This is a genomic window from Meiothermus taiwanensis WR-220, from assembly GCF_003568585.1.
GTDB lineage: Bacteria > Deinococcota > Deinococci > Deinococcales > Thermaceae > Meiothermus > Meiothermus taiwanensis.
Genome location: NZ_CP021130.1, coordinates 305,976 through 325,922, shown reverse-complemented (window position 1 = coordinate 325,922; position 19,947 = coordinate 305,976). Strand labels below are relative to the sequence as shown.

The window sequence follows — 19,947 nt, the reverse complement described above, 5'->3', positions numbered from 1 at the left end:
TCAGCGGCTCACATCCACGCTGGTGCGGTTGCCAGCCGCGTCCACGGCAATCAGGGTCACGCGCCGCACCGGCAGCTCCACGTAAAAACTGACCTCTTTGCCTTTGGGTAGCGACAGCGGGCTAAAGGTGCGGTTGTACTGCAAGGTAACCCGATCCACCCCGGTGTCGTCCAGCACCCGCCCGGAGATCTGCAGGGTGGACTCGGTGCGGGCCGGGATCTCCTCCTCGGTGCCATCGGGCAGGGTGCGCTTGCGGGCTGGTTGCACCACGGTAACAACGCGCTCAGCCCGCTCGATAACAATCTGCGGCGGGCGGGCGTCCAGCACCAGCGGCAGGCGCACGGTGCGGGTCTGGCCGCTCATATCGGTGGCCTCCACCTTGATTTCCACCTGCCCCGACTGGGGGGCCTGCACCCGGAAGCTGAAGCGCACCAGCTTCTGCCCCCGGCTGGCCTCGGAAAGCAGCTCCTTCCCACCAGCCTTCACGCTCTGCACCCCCACATCGTCGAGGGCGTACCCCTGCACCTGCAGCGAGCGCTGGGAAAGCACCCCACTTTTGGGCTGGGTAATACCAATGAGCGGTGGCTGGGTATCCCCCGGCCGCTGGCATCCCGCAAGTAGCAACAAAAAAAGAAGGGGCGCGTACCGCACCCCTTCATCCTAACAGTTGCTCAGGGTCTGAAAATTAGGCCGGCCCGCGCGTTGAAGTCCACGCCTCCAATCACACTCGAGAGCGCCCCGGTACCAATCCCGAAGCCTACCTGCAGCTCACCATAGACGCTGAAGGGCTGGGCTGGGAAGGCGTACTCGATGCCCACCAAACCGTGGGGGAAGACGTAAATACCGGTGTTGCTCTGAATCGTCCAGAACCCCACCGAGGCCCCGGCGCCGGCGTACCAGCTCAGGTCAAAGCCCGGTGCAGCCGGGATGGCCTGCTCGAGCACGATGTAATCGGCCCCAGCCCCCAAGCCTGCAAAGGCCAGGCCGGCCCCCAGGCGGAAGCTGCTGACCTGGTACTGCACACCGATCCAGGTCGGGAAGCCCGAGTAAAGGCCAAAACCATCCGACTGGGCCTTGCCGAGAGAGCCAAACAGCAACGCAAACAACACAACCAGGGGCGCTACACGTTTCATCTTTTGCTCACCTCCAAGGGTAGTTTAGCACCTTTGCGTTATTTTTGCGTTATTCTAGGTGGTATAGAGCGCATTAATTCGCACGTAGCCCTCGGTGAGGTCGCATCCCCAGGCCGTTCCCTGCCCCTCCCCCAGCCCCAGGTCGGCCTCGACCAGCACTTCTTCGGCTTGCATGGCCTGGCTGGCCCGGGCCCGGTCGAACTCGAGCACCTTCCCGGCATAAAGAGGAATGCCCTGCAGGGTAATGCGCACTTTGTCGGGCTCGAGCGCCACCCCCGCCTTGCCCAGCGCCATCATGACGCGGCCCCAGTTGGGGTCGTTGCCGTAGACCGCGCTTTTCCACAAAGGACTCGCCGCCACCGACAGGGCGGCTTTCCGGGCCTCTGAGTCGCTAACAGCCCCCGTTACCTTCACAGTTAGCAGCTTGGTAGCCCCTTCGCCATCGCGGGCCAGCTTGCGGGCCAGCTCCACACAAACCCGCTCCACCGCCTGCCAGAACTCAGCCAAATCCACCGGCCCCGCCGCGCCGTTGGTCATCAGAACGGCCATGTCGTTGGTGGAAGTGTCGGTGTCCACGGTCACCTGGTTGAAGCTTTTATCCACCACGCCCTGCCAGCCCCGGCGCAGCTCTTCCTGGGGCACCGCCGCGTCCGAAACGATATAGGCCAGCATGGTGGCCATGTTGGGGGCAATCATGCCGCTCCCCTTGCAAACCCCCACCACCCGCGCCCCGCTCGAGAGGGTGGCCTCGGCCATCTTGGGCACCAGGTCGGTGGTCATGATGGCCTCCATAAAGGGGTCTATTTCCAGCCCCAGCCGAATCTGGGGCAGGGCCGCCTCGATCTTTTCCACCGGCAAGGGCTGCCCAATCACACCGGTAGAGGCGGTCAGAACCATCCCGGGTGCAAGCTGTAGCTGTGCCGCTGCCAGCTCGGCCATGCGCGCATCGGCCCAGATGCCCTGCTCACCCGTGGCGCAGTTGGCGTTGCCGGCATTGACCACAATGGCTTGCAAGCCCTGACCGCTATGCAGCAGTTGGCGGCCTCGAGCCACACAAGGCGCAGCGGCTTTGTTCAGGGTTCCCACAAAAGCCCAGCTACAGGGCGTGCCTGAAACCAGAAGGGCCAGGTCGGGCTTGCCGGAAGGCTTGATACCAGCCCGGGTTGCACCGGCGCGAAAACCAATCGGAAGTCGCATAGTAGCAGCATATCAGCCACAAGCGGAAAAATAACGGTTCAATTCACCTCGAGCCGGTCTGGTCAAAATAGCGCCTCTAAGCCCCTCAGGGCGGGTATACTCCGGTTTGATGCTTAGCTGGCTCGACTTAGTGGCCCTTCTAGTCCTTTCGGCTGCCCTCGGCGTAGGCATTCGCCAGGGGGTTGCTTTTACGCTGGCGGTAGTACCCGCTTTGCTGCTCTACATACTGCTCACGGCCTGGGTTGGGTCTCTGCTGCCAATCGCGGCCCTGCCGGTGCTGGCCCTGGCCCTGAGCTTAGGTACGGCCTACGTGCGCCATTTCATTCCGGTTAATCCCCTCAGTCCGCTTCTCGAGGGCGTCGTCGGCGGTTTTGGGGGGTTGGTCTGGGGCCTGTTCTTGGCCTCTGTGATCTGGGTGAGCTTCCCCAGCGAATTTGTGGCCTCCACCGGCGCTTTACGCTACCCCTCCGAACAAATTTCCAGCGGGGTCAAGGACGGCATCGTTAGTAGCGCTTTTGCCCGCCCTTTGTTCGATTGGGCAGCGGGCAACCCCCTATTCAAAACCGCCTTAATCCCGCACGTGCATCACCCCTAAACCCGATTATTTCCGCCCGAAATCCGCTGGGTTTTCTCCCCAGCTATCGGTCTGCCATTTGAGAATCGGGTTGGGGTAGGTATTAGAACGTAGCCAGGCCTCGGCCTGGGCTATGCGCTCGAACAGCTCGGCGTTTTGCCGGGTGCGCACCAGGTTGGTGCGGGCTTTTTTGGCCTTGACCCAGGCAATCGCGTTAATCGAGTCGGAGTAGATGGGCCAGGTGTAGCCCTTTTCTTTGCAAAGCCTCAGGGCCTCGACAATCGCCAAAAACTCGCCCACGTTGTTGGTGCCCTGAGCAAAGGGGCCCCGGTGAAAAATCTCCTTGCCCGAAGCGGTCTCTACACAGCGGTACTCCAGCAGCCCCGGATTGCCGCTGCAGGCTGCGTCCACGCAGTAGCTGGGGGTAATCGGTGGGGGAACTTCCAGGAGGCGGTTCTGCGTGGCTTTTGGGCCCAGGTAGTCCTGGTATCTTCCAGAAAAGGCCTCTCTGGCTTCGCTCAGGGTATCGAAGGCCTTGTACTCGGCTCCCGCAAAACCCTTGACCTGGGCCTCGGCTTCGGGCCAGGAGGAGAATATACCGGTCTTTCGGCCCTTCCAGACCACGTAATGCTTGCTTTGATTCTTCGCCGCTCGAGCCATAACCCCGGAACCCCACTCAAACCGTGCGCTTGAGCCGGTCGAAGTACTGCTTACGGAACTTGGCCACCTTGGGGCCCACCACCAACGCGCAGTAGGGCTGGTAGGGGTTGCGTTTGAAGTATTCCTGGTGGTAATCCTCGGCAGGGTAAAACCGCTCAAACGGCACCAGCTCGGTCACAATGGGGTTGTCCCACACCCTGGCCTGGGTCAGGGCCTGCATGACCTCCCGGGCCACGGCCTGTTGCTCCGGGGAGTGATAGAAAATCACCGAGCGGTATTGCGGCCCTACATCGTTGCCCTGGCGGTTGAGCGTGGTGGGGTCGTGGATGGTGAAGAAGACCTCGAGCACCTCCCGGTACGAGATGACGCTGGGGTCGAAGGCGATCTGCACCACCTCAGCGTGGCCGGTCTGCTTGCTGCACACCTGCTCGTAGGTGGGGTTGGGCACATGCCCCCCCGAATACCCCGAAACCACATCCACCACACCTTTTAGCTCGTCGAAAACGGCTTCAAGGCACCAAAAACACCCACCGCCCAGGGTAGCGAGTTCTAAGGCTTGCATGGTGGCATTCTTACGCCGAGACCGTGCAGGCTAATGTGAGACAGGCAACGGTCATAAAGCCAGCACCTTAGCCAGCTCGTATTTCTTGTGGTTGATATCCTTGCGCTTCTCGATGGCTTCTTTGAAAGGGGTGAGGCGAATTTCACCGTTCACTTCACCAATTGCAACCCCGCTGGCCCCGCTTAGCAAGGCTTCTACACAGGCAGCCCCCAGGCGGCTCGCCAGCACCCGGTCTTTGGCGGTAGGGCTGCCGCCGCGCTGGATATGGCCCAGCACCGTAACCCGCGCGTCGAAGCCCGAGTACTGCCGCACATCTTTAGCTAACTGCTCGGCGCCCCCCTCGTAACCGCCCTCGGCCACCACCACAATGGAGGAGCGCTTGCCCTTCTCCGCCGACTTATTGATTACCTCAGCGCAGGCCTGGGCGTTGGTGGGTATTTCGGGAATCACGATTACCTCAGCCCCCCCGGCAATGCCCACCTCGAGCGCAATAAAACCCGCATGGCGGCCCATCACCTCGATAAAGAAGACCCTCGAGTGGCTGGCCGCGGTATCGCGGATGCGGTCGATAGCCTCCAGCGCGGTGTTCACCGCTGTATCGAAGCCAATGGTGTAATCGGTGCCGTAGAGGTCGTTGTCAATGGTGCCGGGCGCGCCCACCACCGGGATGTGGTGCTCGGCCAGCAGTTTGGCCGCGCCGGCGTAGGTGCCGTTGCCCCCAATGGCAATCACCCCATCTATGCCGGCTTTTTTGAGCTTATCGGCGGCCTTGGCCCGGCCCTCGGGGGTCATGAACTCCTTGCTGCGGGCAGTGAGCAGAATGGTGCCCCCCCGCTGCAAGGTATTGGCCACATCCCGCGGCCCCATCGGTATAAAGTCGCCCTCAATCATGCCCTGGTAACCACCCCGGATGCCGATAACCTCCAGGCCGTGGGCCACACCTGAACGCACCACAGCCCGGATGGCCGCATTCATGCCGGGTGCGTCGCCTCCACTGGTAAAAACCGCGATTCGCTTCATCCCATCGTTCCTCAAAAGAAGAGCCTCGGAGCCCTCAGCCAAAACTGCCTGTTAGTTTACCCAGAAAGTCTATTTGTAGCACCCACCTGGCAACTATGGTGTATCCGGCTTATGGGCGAGTTCGTAGGCCCGGTTGCGGGGAACCCCGGCCTCGGTCAGGGCCTTGACCAGCGCCTTGCCTTTCAGGCCCTGGGCTTTGAGGTGCTCGAGCACTGCTTCTGCTTCTTGCTCGAGACCTGCTGTAGGCTCCGCTTTGGGGCCCAGCACCAGCACAAACTCACCTCGGGGTTCTTTGAAGTATTCCAGCGCGTCGGCCAGCCGGCCCCGCCAAATTTCCTCGTGCAGCTTGGAAAGCTCCCGCGCCACCGCCACCGGGTGCTCGGGGCCGTAGATTTGTAGCAGGTCTTGCAGGGTCTCGCGCAGGCGGTGGGGGGCCTCGTAGAGCACCACGGTACGGCCGGTCACCTGCGCCAGGCGGGCCCGCCGTTCCGAGCGCTTCTGGGGCAGGAAGCCCTCGAAGGCGAAGCGGGCGGTCGGCAGGCCCGAGGCCACCAAAGCCGGAATCAGGGCGGTGGGGCCGGGCAGCACCTCGAGCTGCCAGCCTTCCCTTAGAGCCAGCGCCACCAGCTCGGCGCCGGGGTCGGAGATGCCGGGGGTGCCAGCATCGGTCACGTAGGCCACCCGTTCGTACCCCTGCAAAAGCCGCCGGGCCTGGCCCACGGTGTGCTGGTCAAGGCGCACCATCGGCTTGGAGATGCCAAAGTGTTTGAGCAGAATACCGGTGCGCCGGGTGTCCTCGCAGGCCACCACCTCGGCCTCCTTGAGCACCCGCAAGGCCCGCAGGGTGATGTCCTCGAGGTTGCCGATGGGGGTGGGCACCAGACTCAAGCGCATGAGCTTCCGTATCCTACAACCCATCACCCCTCACCCAGAAACCCTGCACTGCCTGCCGGGAGCTCCTCGCAATGTAGTACCATACGTCCAAATGTTCGCCAAAACCCTCCGCCTGCCCTTCCGGCTTCTGGGCATTCCTGTCTCGCTCGACCTGAGCTTCCTGGTTGTACTGCCCCTCCTGGCCTTTCTGATTGGCAGCCAGCTTCCAGTCTACCTGCGGCTGCTGCAGATCAGCGCCCCACCGGACTGGCTCCAAGGCCCCATGCCCTATGTGCTGGGCCTGCTGGCCGCCCTGGGCCTGTTTCTGAGCGTGCTCGTTCACGAGTTGGGGCACGCCCTCACGGCGCGGGCCTATGGCGTGCAGACCCGCGAGATTACCCTGTGGCTCCTGGGTGGGGTGGCCCAGCTCGAGCAGATCCCCCGCGCCCGCGGGGCCGAGGCCGTCATCGCCATTGCCGGCCCCATTGTGAGCCTGCTGCTTTCGGGCCTGTTTGCCTTTTTACGCAACATCGCACCCCCTGCTGCCGAAGGGCAGTTTTTGCTGGGCTACCTGAGTTTCATCAACCTGAGCCTGGCCCTGTTCAACCTGCTACCGGCCCTACCCCTCGACGGTGGACGCATCCTGCGCAGCCTGCTGGCCCTGTACAAACCCTACCTCGAGGCCACCCGCACCGCTGTTGCGGTCAGCAAGGTGATGGCCTTTGCCCTGGGCTTGCTGGGCCTGCTCATCGGCAACCTCTTCATGCTCCTGATCGCCTTTTTCGTCTTTATGGCGGCCAGCGCCGAGGCCGAACAAGCTGTGCTTAGCCGCACCCTCGAGGGCCTCTGGGTGCGCGACCTGATGACCCGCGAGGTAAGCACCGTGCCCCCCAGTCTGACCGTGGCCGAGCTCCTAGAAAAAATGATGCTCGAGCGGCATGTGGGCTACCCGGTGGTGGAGGAAGGGCGGCTTTTGGGCCTGATCAGCCTGGAAGACCTGCACGGGGCCTCGCCCCAGACCCGGGTGCTCGAGCGGATGCGCCCCCCCTTGCAGGTAAACCAAGACACCGAGGCCCTCGTCGCCCTGCAGCGCATGGCCGAGCAGGGTTTCTCGAGGCTCCTGGTTACCGACGAACAGGGCCGCCTGATCGGCATTCTAAGCAAAACCGACCTGCTGCGAGCCCTCCAGCTTCGCGCCGCTCAGATGAGCTTATCCAGTCGCCCCAGCCCTAGGGCTTGACAGGTTTGGGGGTAGTCTGTACACTTCTCGTTGCGCTGCCGCGAGGTAGCCAAGCACCTTGACAAAGAAAGATCAGCAGAAACACGAATCATACCTCGTTTTCTCGGATATATACAAACGAGAAAACGTCCAAATCTCGCCATAAAGCGAGCATTTTTGGAGAGTTTGATCCTGGCTCAGGGTGAACGCTGGCGGTATGCCTAAGACATGCAAGTCGGACGGGCTGTTTTATGCAGCCAGTGGCGGACGGGTGAGTAACACGTAGGTGACCTACCCCAAAGTCTGGGACAACTAGGAGAAATCTTAGCTAATCCTGGATGTGGACACTCACCTTGGTGGGTGTCTAAAGCCTTCGGGCGCTTTGGGATGGGCCTGCGGCGCATCAGGTAGTTGGTGGGGTAATGGCCTACCAAGCCGACGACGCGTAGCTGGTCTGAGAGGACGATCAGCCACAGGGGTACTGAGACACGGACCCCACTCCTACGGGAGGCAGCAGTTAGGAATCTTCCGCAATGGGCGAAAGCCTGACGGAGCGATACCGCTTGAAGGACGAAGCCCTTCGGGGTGTAAACTTCTGAACTCGGGACGATAATGACGGTACCGAGGTAATAGCACCGGCTAACTCCGTGCCAGCAGCCGCGGTAATACGGAGGGTGCGAGCGTTACCCGGATTTACTGGGTGTAAAGGGCGTGTAGGCGGTCTCTCAAGTCCGATGCTAAAGACCGGGGCTCAACCCCGGGGGTGCGTTGGATACTGTGAGGCTAGACGGTCGGAGAGGGTAGCGGAATTTCCGGAGTAGCGGTGAAATGCGCAGATACCGGAAGGAACGCCGATAGCGAAAGCAGCTACCTGGACGATTTGTGACGCTGAGGCGCGAAAGCGTGGGGAGCAAACCGGATTAGATACCCGGGTAGTCCACGCCCTAAACGATGAGTGCTGGGTGTCCGACATCTGTTGGGTGCCGTAGCTAACGCGTTAAGCACTCCACCTGGGAAGTACGGCCGCAAGGCTGAAACTCAAAGGAATTGACGGGGGCCCGCACAAGCGGTGGAGCATGTGGTTTAATTCGAAGCAACGCGCAGAACCTTACCAGGTCTTGACATCCTGGGAACCCTGGTGAAAGCCGGGGGTGCCCGCAAGGGAGCCCAGAGACAGGTGCTGCATGGTCGTCGTCAGCTCGTGTCGTGAGATGTTGGGTTAAGTCCCGCAACGAGCGCAACCCCTGTTGCTAGTTGCCAGCAGTTCGGCTGGGCACTCTAGCGAGACTGCCTACGAAAGTAGGAGGAAGGCGGGGATGACGTCTGATCCGCATGGCCCTTACGACCTGGGCGACACACGTGCTACAATGCCTGCCACAAAGCGCTGCGACCCGGTAACGGGAAGCCAATCGCACAAAAGCAGGCTCAGTTCGGATTGGGGTCTGCAACTCGACCCCATGAAGCCGGAATCGCTAGTAATCGCGGATCAGCCATGCCGCGGTGAATACGTTCCCGGGCCTTGTACACACCGCCCGTCAAGCCATGGGAGTGGGTTTTGCCTGAAGTCGCCGGGAGCCACAGGCAGGCGCCTAGGGTAAGGCTCATGACTGGGGCTAAGTCGTAACAAGGTAGCTGTACCGGAAGGTGCGGCTGGATCACCTCCTTTCTAAGGAGCATAAATAGCTCGGCTGATCTTTCTTTGTTCAAGGCAAGCGCCCCCTTGGGGCGCTTTTTCTTTTTACCCGGATTCTGCAGGGTCGGCCTATAGCCCATGTGTGCCTTCACACACGACAAAAGCGCCGGTTCCTAGTAAACTGAGAACAGGTACCCATTACTGGGTCATTGGAAAGTAGTTGCAGTATGCGTTATTCGGTAAGTTTACGCCGCCGTAGACCTAAACGCGGCATGGCGGGGGGCTCGAGGCCCCAAGCACTGCCGCAGTCCCGTCGCCGGGTGACCTCGGCTGGAGGGGTGGTGTTGCGGGAGCGGGCCGGAGGGAAGGGCCTCGAGGTGCTCCTCATCGCCATCAAAGACGGGCGGGTCTGGAGCCTGCCCAAGGGCCAGGTAGAGCCGGGCGAGCGCTATCCACAAACGGCCGTCCGCGAGGTGCGTGAGGAGACTGGCATCGAGGCCAAGGTACTGGCCCCCCTGGGCAGCATCCGCTACCACTTCACTGTCAAGGATGACGGGATACAAACCACTGTCACCAAGGAAGTCCATCACTTCTTGATGGGCTACGTAGGTGGCACACCCCGACCCCAAAAAGAAGAGGTAGACGGGGTGGCCTGGTTCCCTGTACGCGAGGCCCTTAAGCGACTTTCGCATCAAAACGAGCGAAACGCCGTCCTCAAAGCCCTGGCCTGCTGGGACACCCAAACACCCATGAGCGCCCAGCCATAATCGCGTGAAACCCGGCCTGGGAAACCTTATACCAGATGCAGTTAGTTCGCCCGAGCGAAGGAAGCCCTCTAGGATTCAAAACAATAGCCTCTGAGGGTCCTTGCTTTGGAGGACTATCTTTTATTAGCTCCCAGCGGCACTGATCAACAAAGACTTAATGCGGCTGATATGTTGCTCAATCAGTTCCAGGGCCTCGGCCTGCGCCCCCTCGACCAAAAACTGCAGCAGGCGTTGGTGTTCAGCAATGCTTTGCTCACGCCGGGAGGGGTGTTTCTGGTAAACACGGTGGGCCACCCGGTACAGCATGTCTTGCTGGCGCTCGAGGGCCTGCACGATCTGACGGTTGCCCAGCGTGGTGGCGAGCCGGCGATGGAACGCCATATCGGCGTACACCAGTTGTTCGGTCTGGGTTTGGGGGTGCTGGGCCAGGGCCTGCTGCTCCCGAATATGCTCCTGTAGCACCTTGGCCTGGCTACGGCTCAGGTTACCGGCCAGGCGCCTGACCACGAAGCTCTCCAGGGCCAGGCGAAAATCGATGTGCTCGAGCACCTCCTCAAAGCTCAGGGCCAGCACCACAATGCCCTGCTGGGGCGAGACCCGCACAAAACCCTCGTTCTCGAGGCGGGCAATAGCCAGCCGCACCGGGGTTTTGCTCATGCCAAGCTGCTGGGCCAGGCTCCGTTCCGATAAAAAGCTGTTGGGTGGCAGCTCCTCGTTGAGAATCAGGCGCTTGATGTGCAGGTAGGCCCGCTCCCGTAAGGGCAGCTCCTCCACATCACTGGGTTGAACCATGAGGCCAGTTTAACAAGCCACGCACTAAAACTCAACTGAGATGCCAGTTGCATCTTTATAAAAACTGTGCTAGATTGTCCAGCGTCCCAAAGGACATCCACAATACGGTTTACCTTTGATGCTATCGAGCAAGGGAGGAGTCTACATGAAGCGAGTTTTTGGCACTATAGCGGTTGTGGCTGTGCTGGCGCTTACCCTGGTGGCGCTGGGGCAGCGCTACCCTGTCCGACCCATTACCCTGATCGTGCCCTGGTCGCCCGGCGGTAGCACCGACCTCACCGCCCGTTCTCTGGCCCCGGTGCTGGGCAACATCCTGGGCCAGCCGGTACAGGTGGTCAACCGCACTGGTGGAGGTGGGGCCATCGGCCACGCCGCCATCGCCCAGGGCGACCCCAACGGATACACCATCGGGATTATCACCCTGGAAGTGGTGCTCCCGGCCTGGGTCAATCAGACCAAAATTAACGCCGATGCCTTTACGCCGATTGCACTTCTGGTGCTGAACCCCGTGGCCATCGTGGTTCGCAAAGACGCTCCCTGGAGAAACGCCCAGGAGTTCATCGCCGATATCAAGGCCAACCCCGGCAAGTACAAGGCTTCCGGCACCGCCCGCGCAGGCTCCTACGACTACGCCCGGCTGGGCTTCCTCAAAAAGCTGGGACTGAGGGACGCGGCCCTGCCCTGGGTACCCGCACAGGGTGCCGCTGCTGCCTTGCAAGAGCTCATCTCCGGCGGAATCAATGTGGCCTTTGTCTCGATTGGCGAGGCCAGCGCGCTGGTCAAGGCTGGTGAGGCCCGCTACCTGGCCTTCATGACCGACCGGCGCTTCCCGGCCTTCCCCGACGTACCCACCCTGAAAGAGCTGGGCGTGGACTGGACCTTTGCCTCCTTCCTGATGGCCGCGGCCCCCAAGCACACCCTGCCCTCGGTCGCCCGCCAGCTCGACCAGGCCTTCGCCAAGGCCGTGCAGGATCCGGAGTTTGTCCGCTTCATGAACAACGCCAACCTGGTCATCAACCACCTCAACTTCGACCAAACCAAAGCCTTCCTGGCCGAGCGCAACCGGGCCATGGCCGAGCTGGCCGACGAGTTGAAATAGCCTTTGAAGATGCAACATAACCTGGGCAGACCCATGTCTGCCCAGGTACGTTGAAAAGTTGCCGCGATTTAGCGTCCAGCCTCAAGTAAGCCATATCTCTTCACGACAGGGTTATATTGGAGGCACAACAGAAACAGAAAGGAAGATTCCAATGGTCAATCCGGCCCGCCCTTTTGAGCTTTTGGTTTGCCTGATCGCCCTGGCCCTGGGGCTCGCCGCCTGGTTCATTAGCGATACCTTCCCCCGCACCGCGGAAGGGTATCTAGGGCCAGCGCTCTTCCCCAAGCTGCTGGCGGTGGGGCTGGCCGCGGCCAGCTTAGGCCTGATCTACCGCAACCTGCGCCTGCCCGGGCTGGCGGCCTCGTTCGGGCTGCTGGCCTGGGGCAACCTGCTGCGCATCGGCGGCGTTCTGCTGGCCTTGCTACTGACCCCCTGGGCTTTGGACAAGCTGGGCCTGCTGGGCTCTGCCGGGTTGCTGGTACTGCTGTCCTGCCTGCTGCTGGGTGCGCGCTGGCTCGAGGCCCTGCTGACCGCGCTGTTCATGGTGGCCTTCGTGTATGTGGTCTTTGTACAGCTCCTCAAGGTGCCGCTATGAGTTTTTTTAGCCTCGAGTCTTTTATCGCCATGATCTTGGGGGCCTTATATGGGGTTTTATTCGGCTCGCTCCCAGGCCTTACCGCCACCCTGGCCATCAGCCTCTTTATCCCCATCGCCATCTTCTTAGACCCGGCGGTGGCCTTTTCGGCCATCATCGGCATCACCGCCACCGCCATCTTCGCCGGGGATATCGGGGCTACTGCCATGCGTATCCCCGGCACCCCGGCCTCGGCGGCCTATACCGAGGAGATTCATCAGATCGGCAAGGAGCGCTCCCCCGCCTTTGCCCTGGGCATCTCGGCCCTCAGCTCGGCCCTGGGCAGCCTGGTGGGGATCGCCATCCTGATTGGGGGCTCGCTGGGCCTGGCCCAGGTGGCCAAGCAGTTCTCCTCCTTCGAGTACTTCTGGCTGGTGCTCCTGGGCATTGTGAGCGGGGTGTTTGCCTCGCCCTCCATGGCCAAGGGGCTGATCGCCTTCGGGGTGGGCATGCTCATCGCCACCATCGGCTACGACCCGGCCCTGGGCACCCCTCGCTTCAACTTTGGCAACCCCAACCTGCTGGGGGGGATCTCCTTTATCGTCGCGCTCATCGCCTTCTTTGGCGTGGCCGAGGTGCTCAACAACATCTACAGCTACAGAAAGGGCCCTCCGCCCGCCCCCAACCCCAACCAGAACCGCTCGGTGGCCCAGGAGTTTTTCGGGGCAGCGGGCCGGCTGGTCTGGCGGGAGCGCCGGCTCTTGCTGCGCTCGAGCCTGCTGGGCACTTTTATCGGTTTCTTGCCGGGGGCCGGCTCCGACCTGGCGGCCTGGATCAGCAGCAACTTCACCCGGCTGCGCCGGGGCAGCAAGGAACAGGTCACCCTGAGCGGGGCCTCCTCCAACAACGCCGCGGTGGCCGGCACCTGGATCCCGGCCCTCTCGCTGGGCATCCCCGGCGACACCCTGACCGCCATCGTGCTGGGCATGTTCCTCACCATGGGCATTACCCCCGGCCCCGACCTCTTCGCCAAAAACCTGGGCTTTGTGGTGCAGCTGTACATGGCCTTTATACTGGCCAGCCTGCTCATGATGCCCCTGGTGGGCTACCTGGGGGCGGCCCTGATCAGCACCCTGTTGCGCATTCCCCTGCGCCTGCTGCTGGGCGCGGTGATGGGCCTGTGCCTGGTGGGCACCTACGCCATCAACCGCAACCCCTTCGACCTGTACCTGCTGGTGGTGCTGGGCCTGCTGGGGCTTTTGATGCAGCGGGGGGGCTTTCCGGTGGGGCAGCTCATTTTAGGCATGGTGCTGGGGCCCTTGCTGGAACAGTACCTGATGATGAGCCTGATCAAAACCCAGTGGGATCTGACCGCGTTTTTCAGCCGGCCCGTGGCCGTTGGGCTGGCAGTATGCAACCTGCTGCTCATTGTGGGCATGCTCTGGCTGCGCAGGCAGCGGGCCAGGCCCAGCAACCCGTGAGGTGACCGGATGCAAGCATGGGTGTTAGAGGACTACGGACGACTCAGCGTGCACCACCGCGAGACCCCGGAAGGGGCAGGGGTGCTCTTGCAGGTCGCGGCCTGCGGCATCTGCGGCAGCGACCTGAGCGTATACAAGGGGGCCCCGGCCATGCGGGCCCGCTGGAAACCGCCCCTGGTGCTGGGGCACGAGATTGCCGGTACTGTGCAGGAGGGCCCCCCGGACTGGCTGGGCCAGGCGGTGACGGTCAACCCGCTGGTGGCGTGCGGCCAGTGCCCGGCCTGCTGGGAGGGGCTGAGCAACCTGTGCGCCCATCGCACCAATATCGGCTTTCACTACTGGGGGGGCTTCGCCGAGCAGATCCGGGTGCCCCTATCCCAGCTCCACCGGCTGCCCGCCGGGGTACCGCTGTGGAAAGGGGCCCTGGCCGAGCCGCTGGCGGTAGCGTTGCGGGCCGTGGAGCTGGCCGGGCCGGTGCTGGGAAGGTCGGTGCTGGTGCTGGGCGGGGGGGCCATCGGCACCCTGGCGGCCTGGCTGCTGGCCCAGGCCGGGGCGCGGGTGACGGTCAGCGAGCGCAACCCGCTGCGCGCGGCCTGGCTCGAGGGGCTGGGCTTTATCGCCGAGGTGGTGCCGACCCCCAGCGGACAGTACGACCGGGTGCTCGAGACCGTAGGGGCCCAGAGCACCCTGGCCCTGGCCGTGAACGCCGCCCGGCCGGGGGGTAGCGTGGTGTTGGTGGGTTTGAGCGACCTCGAGGCCCCCCTCCCCTTGCAGCGCACAGTCTTGCAGGAGATTCGTATCCAGGGCTCGTATGTGTTCACCCAGGCCGAGTTTGCCCGGGCCACCGCGCTGCTGGCTCATCTGCCGGATACCCTGGCCGTCCGGCGGCCTTTTGCCATGGCCCAGACCAGCTTCGAAGAGCTGCTGGCCGGTCGGCTGGCCGAGGCCAAGGTGGTATTGCTGCATGGAGGATGCAATGCGTAGATCCATGGCCACGGTTTGTTTGAGCGGCGACCTCCGGGGCAAGCTCGAGGCCATTGCCGCCGCTGGTTTTGAGGGCTTCGAGCTGTTCGAGAACGACTTGCTGAGCTTCGAGGGCTCCACCCAGGAAATCCGGCAGATGGCCCAGGATCTGGGGCTTACCATCGTAACCCTACAGCCCTTCCGCGACTTTGAAGGCCTGCCCGAACCCCAGCGCAGCCGGGCTTTCGACCGGGCCGAGCGCAAGATGGACGTGATGGCCGAGCTGGGCACCGACCTGTTCTTCGTCTGCGCCAACACCTCACCGCAAAGCACGGGGAGCCTCGAGCGCATTGCCGAAGACCTCTATGAGCTGGGCGAACGCGCCCGACAGCGGGGCTTCCGGGTCGGCTACGAGGCGCTGGCCTGGTCCAAGCACATCTACGACTACCGCGACGCCTGGGAGGTAGTGCGCCGGGCCAACCACCCCGCGGTAGGCCTGATCCTCGATACCTTCCATATCTTCTCCAGAAACCTCGAGCTTTCGGCCATCGCCAAGATCCCAAAGGAAAAGATTTTTCTGGTGCAGATCGCCGACGCCCCCCTGCTGGAGATGGGGGTGCTGCCCTGGAGCCGACACTTCCGCAGCTTCCCCGGCCAGGGCCAGCTCCCGCTGGATCGCTTCATGCAGGTGCTCAGGGAGACCCGCTACGACGGCTGGCTTTCCCTCGAGGTCTTCAACGACCAGTTTCGCACCACCCCGCCCAAGGAAACCGCCCTGGACGGCTACCGCTCGCTGGTCTACCTGCAGGAAAACCCCCTGGAAAAGCTCCCCGTGCAAACCGGCGGGGTGGCCTTCGTGGAGTTCGCCGTCAGCGAGGAGATGGCTCCCACCCTGGCTCAGTTCCTTGGGGCCCTGGGCTTCCAGAAGCGCGGCCAGCACCGCTCCAAGGAGGTGAGCCTGTGGCAGCAGGGGCAGATTAATTTCATTCTCAACAGCGAGCCGGGCAGCTTTGCCCAGGCCTACAACCAGGTGCATGGCACCTCGGTCTGCGCGGTGGCGGTTCTGGTCGAGGGGGTGGAGGAGGTGTTGCAACGGGCCCAGACCTACAAGGCCCCCATCTTCTACGGCCCAACCGGCCCCGGTGAGCACCAGATCCCGGCCCTGCGCGGTCTGGATGGAAGCCTGCTGTACCTGATTGAAGCCCAGCAGGAGATGGACAGCTTCTGGGCAGTGGATTTCGAGCTGGCCGCACCCCAGCCCACACCCACCGCTCTACAGCGCATTGACCATTTGGCCCAGGTGATGCCGGCAGCCCAGGTGCTTTCCTGGGTTCTGTTCTACCGCACCATCCTGGGCCTGCAAACCTCCAACCTGCTGGAGATTCCCGACCCCGGCGGCCTCATTCAAAGCCAGGCCGCCGAAAGCCCCGACTGCTCGCTGCGCCTGGTGCTCAACGCCTCCCAGGCCGGCGGCACCCTGGCCGCGCGCTTCTTGAACGAGTACTACGGCGGCGGGGTGCAGCACATCGCCCTGGCTACCTCCGACATCTTTGGCACCCTCGAGCGCCTACAGAACAACGGCCTCCAGCTCCTCCCCATCCCCCAGAACTACTACCACGACCTCGAGGCCCGCTACGCGCTGGAGCCCGCCCTTCTAGAGCGCATGCAGGCCCTCAACGTGCTGTACGACCAGAGCCCGGAGGGTGAGTTCTTCCACGCCTACACCCAGACCTTCGACGATCTCTTTTTTATCGAAATTGTCGAACGCCGGGGTGCGTACCAGGGCTACGGCGCGGTCAACGCCCCCATCCGCATCGCCGCTCAGACCCGGCTGTACAAGGAGTCCCTGCGCACCCTGTCCACGCCCCCCCGGTTCCGGTCCGATTAGCACCGCTCCCCTGCTGCTGGCTCGAGGCCTGGGCGCATCCCTGGCCGGTGAAATGCCGGGCCACGCCACCCCAAGCACCCCCCAGCATTTATACCAGATTCGGTTAGTTCGTCACCGAATGGTGGCGAACTAACCCGACCGAAGGGAGTGCTCTAGGATTCAAAAAGATAGCCTCTGGAGGTCTTTGCTTTGGAAGATTATCTTTTTGAATCCGGTATTACCACCACCCCTTGCGGGAAAAATGCCGAGCTGGAGCCCTGCCCCTCGAGGAACTTCTGGGTGGGGTCAAACACCGAGCGTGAACCTCAATGGGGGTAAAACGCAACCGGAGGCCTGTTCCGACCTCCGGTTTTTGCGTCCTGGACTTGGTGGGCGATGTAGGATTTGAACCTACGACCCCACGCGTGTGAAGCGTGTGCTCTCCCGCTGAGCTAATCGCCCGCTCACCCAAGCGCACTCAAAAGGGTAACACCCCCCTCGAGGCCTGTCAAGGCTGTGTAATCGGTCAATACATTTGAGACTCCAGGGGAACCGACACCTCCTGTAGCTTAGCCAGGTACTCCACCGGCGCCAACCCCCCCAGGGCCATGTGCGGCCGGTGCAGGTTGTAGTGCTCCAGATAACCCTCCAGCTCCCCTTGAATAGCCTCTATCCCCAGCGGTAAAGCCCGCGTGTAAAACTCATCCCGAAACGTCCGCTGCAGCCGCTCTACCATCCCGTTCAGCTTCGGACTCCTCGGCGGCAAAACAAAAAGCTCTATCCCCAATACCCGACAACCCTCCTCAAACTCCGCCATGAACTCGCTGCCCCCATCCACCTGGATCGCACGGATGACACAAGGACATCGCCGCACCAGCTGCTGCAGAAAATCCAGCGCCGTCTTAGCACTCGCCCGGCTGTACACCCCCGCCGTCCCCCAGCGGCTTACCGTGTCCACCGCCGTAAACTGCCGCAGACCCGTCCCGTCCCCCAGATCCACCCACAGCGTATCCACCTGTACCAGATCCCCAGGCCGCAGCGCCGTGTACTCCGCGGGCTTCCTCCGGGCATAGGGCCGCTGGCTCTTCCTGCGCAAACGGGCCTTACGGTTTCTGGCCAGGAAAGCGCTCACCGGCTCCACCCGGCCGCTTCGCTCCAGGTAGCTCAGGATGCGTCCTACCGTGCGTTCGCTTAGGGTGTAGCCCTCTCTGTGCAGTCTCTGCCCGATGCGCCAGCGGCCCCAGGTGGGGTTTTGTTTGCGCAGCCGCTCTATGCGTATGAGGACATCGGGTTTCCAGTGTACCTTCCGGCGCAGCTTCCTGGGTTTGCGGCTTTTGGGTTTGAGGCCGGCAAGGTCTTGTTCTTCGAGTCTTTTTTTCCAGCGGTGGTAGGTGGCCTTGCTGATGCCTACCAGCTTTTGGACTTCGTCCCAGGGAACTTTCTTTTTTCTGAGGGTCTCTACCAGTTTGAGCTTCCGCAGGCGCTCGGCCACGACGGGGTCGCCGGCGCCTGCTTGTTCGAGCTGGCTGGCTTGGTTGGCGGCTTTGAGCAGGGGTTTTCCAACTGTAGTAAGCTGCATCTGGGGGAACCTCCTTTCCAGAGTCGGTTCCCCCTATTCTCTTTCGCTCAGAGTCTCACATGTATCCGGCCGAGCACAGGCTGCGCTGGGTATGATGAACACCATGGAACAGGCCTTGCTTGTAAAAATCGGCGGCAGCCTCAAAGAGGCTGGTGAGCTGCTCGATGAGATCAGCGCCTACCCGGGCCCCCTGGTGCTGGTACATGGGGGCGGCCCGCGCATCGCTGATTGGTTAAACCGCATGGGTTTTGAAACCCATTTCCATCGAGGGCTGCGCATCACCCCCCCAGAGCAGATGGAAGTGGTCGAGATGGTGCTCACCACCCTCGGGAAATACCTCGCCGAGGGGCTTTCCCGGCGCGGACGCCCCAGCATAGCCTTGACCGGACGGGATGCCGGGCTGCTCGAGGCCCAGCCACTAGACCCCCTCCTGGGCCGGGTTGGTGAGGTCACAACGGTGCATACCCAGGTTATTCACAAACTGTTGCAGGCCGGCCTGACCCCCCTGATCGCCCCCATCGGCCTGGATACCCAGGGCCCCCTCAACATCAACGCCGATACCGCCGCCGGCGCCATAGCCGGAGCGCTTCACCTGCCGGCCATCTTCCTAACCGATGTGGTGGGTGTGCTGCGCAATCCCAAAGACCCCTCGAGCCGCCTCCCCCAGCTCCACCAGGCCCAGGTACAGGCTCTGATGCAGGAAGGCACCATTTCCGGGGGCATGATACCCAAGGTGGAGGCCGCCCTGAACGCAGTGCACAAAGGCGCCCCCTGGGCCGCCATCGCCAGGGGTGCCCAGGGCATCCTGCAACAAGTTTTGGAGGGTAGCGCCGGCACCCGGATTGTGGGCGGGTAAAGTTTGACGGCTCATAGCCATAGGTGTCAGAATCGCCATTATGCGGGCGGTATGGATGACCTCCAGGGGCGGCCCGGAGGTTTTGCGCTACGGAGAGATCGCCCCTCCCCTGCTGGAAGCCGGGCAGGTGCGCGTCGCTGTGAAAGCCGTGGCCCTCAACCACCTCGATGTGTGGGTGCGGAAGGGCATCGCCAGCCCCAAGCTCCCCCTGCCCCATATCCTCGGGTGTGACATCGCCGGTGTGGTGGAGTCGGTTGGGGCAGGTGTCCGCGGGGTCGCCCCTGGGGATGCGGTGGTTGTAAGCCCCGGGATCTCCTGTGGCCGTTGCGAGCGCTGCCTGGGCGGACAGGACAACCTCTGCCCCGAGTATCAAATTCTGGGCGAGCACCGCTGGGGCGGCTATGCAGAACTGGTTGTCGTCCCGGCGGCCAACATCCTGCCCAAACCTGCCCGGCTAAGCTGGCTCGAGGCCGCCTCGCTGCCCCTTACTTTTCTGACCGCCTGGCAGATGGTGGTGGATAAGCTACAGGTTCGGCCCGGTGAAGATGTGCTAGTGATGGCAGCAGGTGCTGGGGTCTCGGTGGCTGCCATCCAGATTGCCAAGCTGCACGGAGCGCGGGTCATCGCCACAGCCAGCAGCGACGAAAAGCTGGCCCAGGCTAAAGCCCTCGGTGCCGACGAGGGGGTTAACTACAGCCATCCCGACTGGTACAAAGAGGTTCGTCGGCTTACCGGGGGTAAAGGGGCCGATGCGGTGGTCGACCATACCGGGGCCCAGTACTGGGAGGGGGTCATCAAGGCCACAGCCTGGGGCGGGCGGATCAGCCTGGTCGGGGCTTCCTCCGGGTATGAAGCCACAACCCCGCTTTCACACATCTTTTACCGGCAGCTTTCCATTTTTGGCTCCACCATGGCTTCCAAAAGCCGCCTTTTCCCCATCCTGCAGTTTGTAGCCGAGGGAAAGTTACAGCCTGTGGTCGGCGCCACCCTACCCCTCAGCCAGGCCGCCGAGGGCCACCGGCTGCTGGAGGAGCGCCGCGTGTTTGGTAAGGTGGTCTTGGAAGTGTAGCTGGGGCTAGGTCTGCTGGCACGCCAGGC

The 19,947-nt window shown here is 62.6% G+C and carries 18 protein-coding genes, 1 tRNA gene, 1 rRNA gene and 1 pseudogene; 11 read left to right on the top strand and 10 right to left on the bottom strand.

Annotated features, from left to right (window positions below):
• From MTAI_RS01725 to argJ, 3 genes are read right to left on the bottom strand one after another with little or no spacing between them, the layout of a single operon-like run.
• A complete protein-coding gene (locus MTAI_RS01725; RefSeq protein WP_027888475.1) occupies positions 1-651 on the bottom strand; it encodes a hypothetical protein in 651 nt (216 codons plus the stop codon).
• 20 nt (positions 652-671) lie between these two features.
• On the bottom strand, positions 672-1,133 hold the full coding sequence (locus MTAI_RS01720) for a hypothetical protein (protein ID WP_027888476.1): 462 nt from the start codon (positions 1,131-1,133) through the stop codon (positions 672-674).
• 54 nt (positions 1,134-1,187) lie between these two features.
• Entirely contained in the window at positions 1,188-2,330 is a 1,143-nt protein-coding gene (argJ, locus tag MTAI_RS01715) for a bifunctional glutamate N-acetyltransferase/amino-acid acetyltransferase ArgJ (RefSeq protein ID WP_027888477.1), read from the bottom strand.
• A 109-nt stretch (positions 2,331-2,439) separates the two neighbouring features.
• On the opposite strand from argJ, the gene MTAI_RS01710 reads away from it, so the two are divergent.
• Complete coding sequence (locus tag MTAI_RS01710; protein WP_027888478.1) at positions 2,440-2,925, top strand: hypothetical protein; 486 nt, start codon at positions 2,440-2,442, stop codon at positions 2,923-2,925.
• Between the two features lie 6 nt (positions 2,926-2,931).
• Here the strand turns inward: MTAI_RS01710 and MTAI_RS01705 are convergent, their stop codons facing one another.
• The 4 genes from MTAI_RS01705 to rsmI all read right to left on the bottom strand — a co-directional run bounded on the left by MTAI_RS01705 (position 2,932) and on the right by rsmI (position 6,040).
• Positions 2,932-3,564 carry a ribonuclease H1 domain-containing protein gene (locus MTAI_RS01705; protein WP_036197275.1) on the bottom strand — a complete coding sequence of 211 codons (633 nt, stop codon included), beginning with the start codon at positions 3,562-3,564 and terminating at the stop codon, positions 2,932-2,934.
• Positions 3,565-3,580: 16 nt separating this feature from the next.
• A complete protein-coding gene (gene msrA / locus MTAI_RS01700; RefSeq protein ID WP_027888480.1) occupies positions 3,581-4,126 on the bottom strand; it encodes a peptide-methionine (S)-S-oxide reductase MsrA in 546 nt (181 codons plus the stop codon).
• Positions 4,127-4,177: 51 nt separating this feature from the next.
• Positions 4,178-5,146 (bottom strand): 6-phosphofructokinase, encoded by a 969-nt coding sequence (gene pfkA, locus MTAI_RS01695; protein ID WP_027888481.1) that lies wholly within the window; start codon positions 5,144-5,146, stop codon positions 4,178-4,180.
• A 93-nt stretch (positions 5,147-5,239) separates the two neighbouring features.
• Positions 5,240-6,040, bottom strand: coding sequence for a 16S rRNA (cytidine(1402)-2'-O)-methyltransferase (gene rsmI, locus MTAI_RS01690; protein WP_027888482.1), 801 nt, complete (start codon positions 6,038-6,040; stop codon positions 5,240-5,242).
• A gap of 91 nt (positions 6,041-6,131) precedes the next feature.
• Here rsmI and MTAI_RS01685 point away from each other — a divergent pair, with 91 nt between their 5' ends.
• The 3 genes from MTAI_RS01685 to MTAI_RS01675 all read left to right on the top strand — a co-directional run bounded on the left by MTAI_RS01685 (position 6,132) and on the right by MTAI_RS01675 (position 9,638).
• Positions 6,132-7,259 (top strand): site-2 protease family protein, encoded by a 1,128-nt coding sequence (locus MTAI_RS01685; RefSeq protein WP_027888483.1) that lies wholly within the window; start codon positions 6,132-6,134, stop codon positions 7,257-7,259.
• Positions 7,260-7,412: 153 nt separating this feature from the next.
• Positions 7,413-8,904: ribosomal RNA gene (locus tag MTAI_RS01680) — 16S ribosomal RNA — on the top strand.
• Positions 8,905-9,143: 239 nt separating this feature from the next.
• Entirely contained in the window at positions 9,144-9,638 is a 495-nt protein-coding gene (locus MTAI_RS01675; RefSeq protein ID WP_036197383.1) for an NUDIX hydrolase, read from the top strand.
• 123 nt (positions 9,639-9,761) lie between these two features.
• On the opposite strand, the gene MTAI_RS01670 is transcribed toward MTAI_RS01675, so the two are convergent.
• Positions 9,762-10,430, bottom strand: coding sequence for a GntR family transcriptional regulator (locus MTAI_RS01670; RefSeq protein ID WP_027888594.1), 669 nt, complete (start codon positions 10,428-10,430; stop codon positions 9,762-9,764).
• 145 nt (positions 10,431-10,575) lie between these two features.
• On the opposite strand from MTAI_RS01670, the gene MTAI_RS01665 reads away from it, so the two are divergent.
• From MTAI_RS01665 to MTAI_RS01645, 5 genes are all read left to right on the top strand, one after another.
• Positions 10,576-11,529: a tripartite tricarboxylate transporter substrate binding protein gene (locus MTAI_RS01665; RefSeq protein ID WP_027888595.1), complete on the top strand. Its 954-nt coding sequence runs from the start codon at positions 10,576-10,578 to the stop codon at positions 11,527-11,529.
• A 151-nt stretch (positions 11,530-11,680) separates the two neighbouring features.
• Complete coding sequence (locus MTAI_RS01660; protein ID WP_027888596.1) at positions 11,681-12,124, top strand: tripartite tricarboxylate transporter TctB family protein; 444 nt, start codon at positions 11,681-11,683, stop codon at positions 12,122-12,124.
• On the top strand, positions 12,121-13,584 hold the full coding sequence (locus MTAI_RS01655; protein WP_027888597.1) for a tripartite tricarboxylate transporter permease: 1,464 nt from the start codon (positions 12,121-12,123) through the stop codon (positions 13,582-13,584). Before MTAI_RS01660 ends, MTAI_RS01655 begins: the two co-directional genes overlap by 4 nt.
• Positions 13,585-13,593: 9 nt before the next feature.
• Positions 13,594-14,568: a zinc-dependent alcohol dehydrogenase gene (locus MTAI_RS01650; protein WP_187388568.1), complete on the top strand. Its 975-nt coding sequence runs from the start codon at positions 13,594-13,596 to the stop codon at positions 14,566-14,568.
• Positions 14,561-16,435: a bifunctional sugar phosphate isomerase/epimerase/4-hydroxyphenylpyruvate dioxygenase family protein gene (locus MTAI_RS01645; RefSeq protein WP_187388567.1), complete on the top strand. Its 1,875-nt coding sequence runs from the start codon at positions 14,561-14,563 to the stop codon at positions 16,433-16,435. The genes MTAI_RS01650 and MTAI_RS01645 overlap by 8 nt, the downstream gene beginning before the upstream one ends.
• A 366-nt stretch (positions 16,436-16,801) precedes the next feature.
• Here the strand turns inward: MTAI_RS01645 and MTAI_RS01640 are convergent.
• Positions 16,802-16,876: transfer RNA gene (locus MTAI_RS01640), tRNA-Val, on the bottom strand.
• Between the two features lie 2 nt (positions 16,877-16,878).
• A pseudogene (locus tag MTAI_RS01635) lies at positions 16,879-17,993 on the bottom strand (integrase core domain-containing protein).
• Between the two features lie 103 nt (positions 17,994-18,096).
• On the opposite strand from MTAI_RS01635, the gene argB reads away from it, so the two are divergent.
• Complete coding sequence (argB, locus tag MTAI_RS01630; protein ID WP_027888600.1) at positions 18,097-18,849, top strand: acetylglutamate kinase; 753 nt, start codon at positions 18,097-18,099, stop codon at positions 18,847-18,849.
• Between the two features lie 40 nt (positions 18,850-18,889).
• On the top strand, positions 18,890-19,918 hold the full coding sequence (locus tag MTAI_RS01625) for a zinc-binding dehydrogenase (protein WP_027888601.1): 1,029 nt from the start codon (positions 18,890-18,892) through the stop codon (positions 19,916-19,918).
• The last annotated feature ends 29 nt before the right edge of the window (positions 19,919-19,947 follow it).

What these genes read in the sequence shown, in the direction of transcription:
- MTAI_RS01720 (WP_027888476.1), bottom strand. Translation starts at nt 1,133, where the DNA reads ATGAAACGTGTAGCGCCCCTGGTTGTGTTGTTTGCGTTGCTGTTTGGC.
- argJ (WP_027888477.1), bottom strand. Translation starts at nt 2,330, where the DNA reads ATGCGACTTCCGATTGGTTTTCGCGCCGGTGCAACCCGGGCTGGTATC.
- MTAI_RS01710 (WP_027888478.1), top strand. Translation starts at nt 2,440, where the DNA reads ATGCTTAGCTGGCTCGACTTAGTGGCCCTTCTAGTCCTTTCGGCTGCC.
- MTAI_RS01705 (WP_036197275.1), bottom strand. Translation starts at nt 3,564, where the DNA reads ATGGCTCGAGCGGCGAAGAATCAAAGCAAGCATTACGTGGTCTGGAAG.
- msrA (WP_027888480.1), bottom strand. Translation starts at nt 4,126, where the DNA reads ATGCAAGCCTTAGAACTCGCTACCCTGGGCGGTGGGTGTTTTTGGTGC.
- pfkA (WP_027888481.1), bottom strand. Translation starts at nt 5,146, where the DNA reads ATGAAGCGAATCGCGGTTTTTACCAGTGGAGGCGACGCACCCGGCATG.
- rsmI (WP_027888482.1), bottom strand. Translation starts at nt 6,040, where the DNA reads ATGCGCTTGAGTCTGGTGCCCACCCCCATCGGCAACCTCGAGGACATC.
- MTAI_RS01685 (WP_027888483.1), top strand. Translation starts at nt 6,132, where the DNA reads ATGTTCGCCAAAACCCTCCGCCTGCCCTTCCGGCTTCTGGGCATTCCT.
- MTAI_RS01675 (WP_036197383.1), top strand. Translation starts at nt 9,144, where the DNA reads ATGGCGGGGGGCTCGAGGCCCCAAGCACTGCCGCAGTCCCGTCGCCGG.
- MTAI_RS01670 (WP_027888594.1), bottom strand. Translation starts at nt 10,430, where the DNA reads ATGGTTCAACCCAGTGATGTGGAGGAGCTGCCCTTACGGGAGCGGGCC.
- MTAI_RS01665 (WP_027888595.1), top strand. Translation starts at nt 10,576, where the DNA reads ATGAAGCGAGTTTTTGGCACTATAGCGGTTGTGGCTGTGCTGGCGCTT.
- MTAI_RS01660 (WP_027888596.1), top strand. Translation starts at nt 11,681, where the DNA reads ATGGTCAATCCGGCCCGCCCTTTTGAGCTTTTGGTTTGCCTGATCGCC.
- MTAI_RS01655 (WP_027888597.1), top strand. Translation starts at nt 12,121, where the DNA reads ATGAGTTTTTTTAGCCTCGAGTCTTTTATCGCCATGATCTTGGGGGCC.
- MTAI_RS01650 (WP_187388568.1), top strand. Translation starts at nt 13,594, where the DNA reads ATGCAAGCATGGGTGTTAGAGGACTACGGACGACTCAGCGTGCACCAC.
- MTAI_RS01645 (WP_187388567.1), top strand. Translation starts at nt 14,561, where the DNA reads ATGCGTAGATCCATGGCCACGGTTTGTTTGAGCGGCGACCTCCGGGGC.
- argB (WP_027888600.1), top strand. Translation starts at nt 18,097, where the DNA reads ATGGAACAGGCCTTGCTTGTAAAAATCGGCGGCAGCCTCAAAGAGGCT.
- MTAI_RS01625 (WP_027888601.1), top strand. Translation starts at nt 18,890, where the DNA reads ATGCGGGCGGTATGGATGACCTCCAGGGGCGGCCCGGAGGTTTTGCGC.